The sequence below is a fragment of the Treponema sp. genome (assembly GCF_024696245.1).
Lineage (GTDB): Bacteria > Spirochaetota > Spirochaetia > Treponematales > Treponemataceae > Treponema_D.
The window spans coordinates 1-3830 of record NZ_JAILGZ010000003.1; the positions used below are offsets into that span (position 1 = coordinate 1).

The window sequence follows — 3830 nt, forward strand, 5'->3', positions numbered from 1 at the left end:
GATGTTTACCCATGCCCTGGGTATTTACAATTACGTGCTTAAAAATGAGCTTGAACTTAAGGGAAAAAAGATTCAGCTGATAAACTGTATCTGGACCCTGGATAATCCTTTTGAAGAAGAAAAGTACCGCCGTGAGTTTGATAATATTCTTTTTGAAGAAACAACTGAATTTGCAAAGTTTAAGGACTGCATGTTTAACGTTACAAATCTTTTTGAAAAGAAAGGCATAGATTTTTCTATCTCCCTTATTGAATTAAAGGACCTGCTCTCTGATATGGAACTGCCGGCAGAAAAACAGGCCTGGCTTAAGCGTTATCTTTAAGGGTAAGGATTTTAAATGGTGAACTGATTTATCTGGTCACCGATTTCTGTAATAGTTTCCTTAATCTGTGTAGAAATAAGAGAAAGTGAATCCTTGCTCTGTGTGATAGTGCGGGCACTTGAATCCATCTGTGACATGGTTTTGTTAATGAGCTGTGATGAATCCTGAAGTTTCTGTACTTCTCCAAGAATCTGTTTGTTTCCTTCGCTCATTTCCTGAGAAGAATTCTTTACTTCTGTTGTTGTATCATTCATTGCGTGAAGTGCCTGAATAATCTGCTTTGAACCTTCATTCTGTTCTTCCATCGCTGCCTTGATCTGACGAACAAGCTGGTCGGTATTTTTGATTTTTGATGATACTGAATTAAAGGCCTGACTTGATTCCATAGAGGCAGATACAACTTCTTTAATTGATTCCTGAATCTTAAGGAGCTGCTCTCCGATTGTCTTTGACTGACTGCCAGAAGTTTCTGAAAGCTTTCTGATTTCGTCTGCTACTACGCTGAAACCTTTGCCTGCTTCTCCGGCATGGGCTGCTTCTATTGCGGCATTCATGGCAAGGAGGTTTGTCTGTTCTGCAATACTGGAAATTGCCATGTTTGCTTCCTGTAAAAGCTGTGACTGGGTTTCTATCTGACTGATTCTTTCGTTTACTGCTTCCTGTTTCTGGTTTCCTTTCTGGGCGTCTTCTTCCAGTGTATTAAAGGAATCAGCCATTTTTTCTATGCTGGTGTTTACGGAAGCGATGTTTTCTATCATTTCTTCGACTGCAGCACTGGCCTGGGAAACCCCGTTTGCCTGGGCAGAAATCATTTTTTCAAGGGACTGAATGTTTGATGCAATCTGGTTTACTGCTCCTGCTGTTTCTTCTACTCCGTGACCCTGATTCTGAATCTGGCTGGTAACGTCAGAAATGTTGTTGAGAATGGTTTTAATAGCTTCTGATGTATCCTGGGTACTGCAGTCAAGGTTTGTTCCTGCATCAGAGAGAATATGCTGGGACTTAATAAGATCGCCGATTATTTTTTGCAGCTGTTCTGCAAATGAATTAAAGCCGTTTGAGATTTCGCCGATTTCATTTTTAAGGTGAAAATGCAGTCTGTTGGTTAAATCTGCATGTCCACCTGAAATTTTAGTAAGGGCAATGGCAATATGCTTAAGTGGATGGGTAATTCCGATTGAAATGAAGAGTGAAATAATTATTGCCACAAAAAGTGCGGCTGCGGCAATTATAATTATAACTTTAAGACTGCCGTAAAGGGTTGAATAAAGTTCACTAAGGGGACCATAGGATACAATTGTCCATCCGCAGAGACTGGACATTTTTCTTGCAGCAAAGTACTGGCCATTATTGCTAAGATTGATGTATGGACTGTTGTCAGGAATCTTATTTTTAAGGGTAGAAAATCCGTTTTCGCTGTAGAAGTTTTCCTGTGCGACTTTATTTGTATCAGGATTTGTAACGTATATTCCATCGGAATCTATCATGAAAGCAGCTGCACTTTTTGTAAGCTTTACTTCATCTACCATTTTTACAACTTCATCAAGAAGAAGGTCTACACCAACTACACCTGCAAATTCTCCCTTTTTGTTTTTGAAGGCTTTAGAAAGAGTTACGACAATTCCTTTAGATTGTTCATCAACATAGGGATTTGAAAATACAATTGTTCCCATTGAACCTTTGGCACCAGAGAACCAGGAACGGGTTGTTTCATCAAAGTCAGAAGGTGCTACCCAGTGAATGTTGGTAAAGGTAAATCCTCCCCGGCATGTCGGAATAGCGCTTGAAACATAGAGCATGGAATATTCACTGTATCCTGTGGCCTGAGCTACAAGAAAGTCTTCGATGTTGTCTCTGTTGTAGCTTTCCAGGCTTTCCATGTAAGCAGTAACAATTTCTATAGTGTGCTGGGGTTTGGACAGAAAATTGTCAATCTGAGTGTTTACTTTTTCTACCTGCAGCTCTGATATTTTTGTGATTTCTTTTTGAAGTGTTTTTTGCTGGGTGATAATGGCTGCTGCTGCAATAAGTATAACTACTAAAAAAGTAAGGGTTGTGTGGCTTATTATAAGCTGATGGCGGATTCTCATTATTTGTCTCCTTTTCTTTGCTAATTAATTCTAACTGTGAAAATTTGAATACACAAGAAAATTATTTATCAAAAGTATTTGTTGCCTGGCGGCGGTAGGTAACGAAATAAAAAAGGCAGCACCTTCAGGTATATTTATATTTACATGTGTTAATTTTAGTGTTGAAGCTTTTGAATTTTGGTTGTATTATGTTTCTACATATAAAAACATAATATATCGGAGATACAATTGAACACTGAAAAAATTCCTTACAAAATCTATCTTTCAGAAAATGAACTTCCAGATTCCTGGTATAACGTTCGTGCAGACATGAAAAACAAGCCTGCTCCTCTTCTTAATCCGGCAACACATCAGCCACTTAAGTTTGAAGAGTTAAGACCTGTTTTTTGTGATGAGCTTATTAAACAGGAACTTAATGACACAGACGCATATATTCCAATTCCCCAGGAAATCAGGGAATTTTACAAAATGTACAGACCGGCTCCACTTGTCCGTGCTTACTGTCTTGAAAAAAAGCTGGGTACTCCTGCAAAAATCTATTACAAGTTTGAAGGAAACAATACCAGCGGAAGCCACAAACTTAATTCAGCAATTGCTCAGGCTTACTATGCTAAAAAGCAGGGCCTTAAGGGTGTAACTACAGAAACCGGTGCAGGTCAGTGGGGAACAGCTCTTTCTATGGCATGTTCTTATTTTGGGCTGGACTGCCAGGTTTATATGGTAAAGTGTTCTTATGAACAGAAACCTTTCCGCCGCGAAGTAATGAGAACTTACGGTGCAAACATCACTCCTTCACCTTCAGAAACAACAGAAGTAGGACGCAAAATCCTTGCTGAATTCCCTGGAACTTCCGGAAGTCTTGGTTGTGCAATTTCTGAAGCTGTAGAAGCAGCCTCAAAACAGGAAGGCTACCGCTATGTTCTTGGAAGCGTTCTGTCTCAGGTTCTTCTTCACCAGACAATTATCGGTCTTGAATCAATGACTGCAATGGATAAGTATGGAATTAAACCGGATGTAATTATTGGTTGTGCCGGCGGTGGTTCAAATCTTGGCGGTCTTATTTCTCCATTTATGGGAAGAAAACTCAGAGGAGAAGCTGACTATCAGTTTATTGCTGTTGAACCTGCTTCATGTCCAAGCCTTACCCGCGGTAAATATGTATATGACTTCTGTGATACAGGTCATGTATGTCCTCTGGCTAAGATGTATACCCTTGGTTCTGAATTTATTCCTTCTGCTAACCATGCAGGTGGATTACGCTACCACGGAATGAGTTCAATTCTTTCACAGCTTTATGATGACAAACTTATAGAAGCCCGCAGCGTTGAACAGACAGAAGTATTCAGGGCAGGTCAGGAATTTGCCCGTGTAGAAGGAATTCTTCCAGCTCCAGAAAGCAGCCATGCAATTAAGGTTGC

General features: G+C 39.8%; 3 protein-coding genes. 2 read left to right on the forward strand and 1 reads right to left on the reverse strand.

Annotated elements, in window-relative coordinates; all coding sequences use genetic code 11:
• Positions 1-322, forward strand: a 322-nt coding sequence (locus K6D58_RS00130) for a hypothetical protein (protein ID WP_296826302.1), incomplete at its 5' end; no start/stop codon positions are given.
• An 11-nt stretch (positions 323-333) separates the two neighbouring features.
• Here the strand turns inward: K6D58_RS00130 and K6D58_RS00135 are convergent.
• Positions 334-2412: a methyl-accepting chemotaxis protein gene (locus K6D58_RS00135; RefSeq protein WP_296826304.1), complete on the reverse strand. Its 2079-nt coding sequence runs from the start codon at positions 2410-2412 to the stop codon at positions 334-336.
• A gap of 228 nt (positions 2413-2640) precedes the next feature.
• Here K6D58_RS00135 and K6D58_RS00140 point away from each other — a divergent pair.
• A partial coding sequence (locus K6D58_RS00140; protein WP_296826305.1) for a TrpB-like pyridoxal phosphate-dependent enzyme occupies positions 2641-3830 on the forward strand: 1190 nt, incomplete at its 3' end.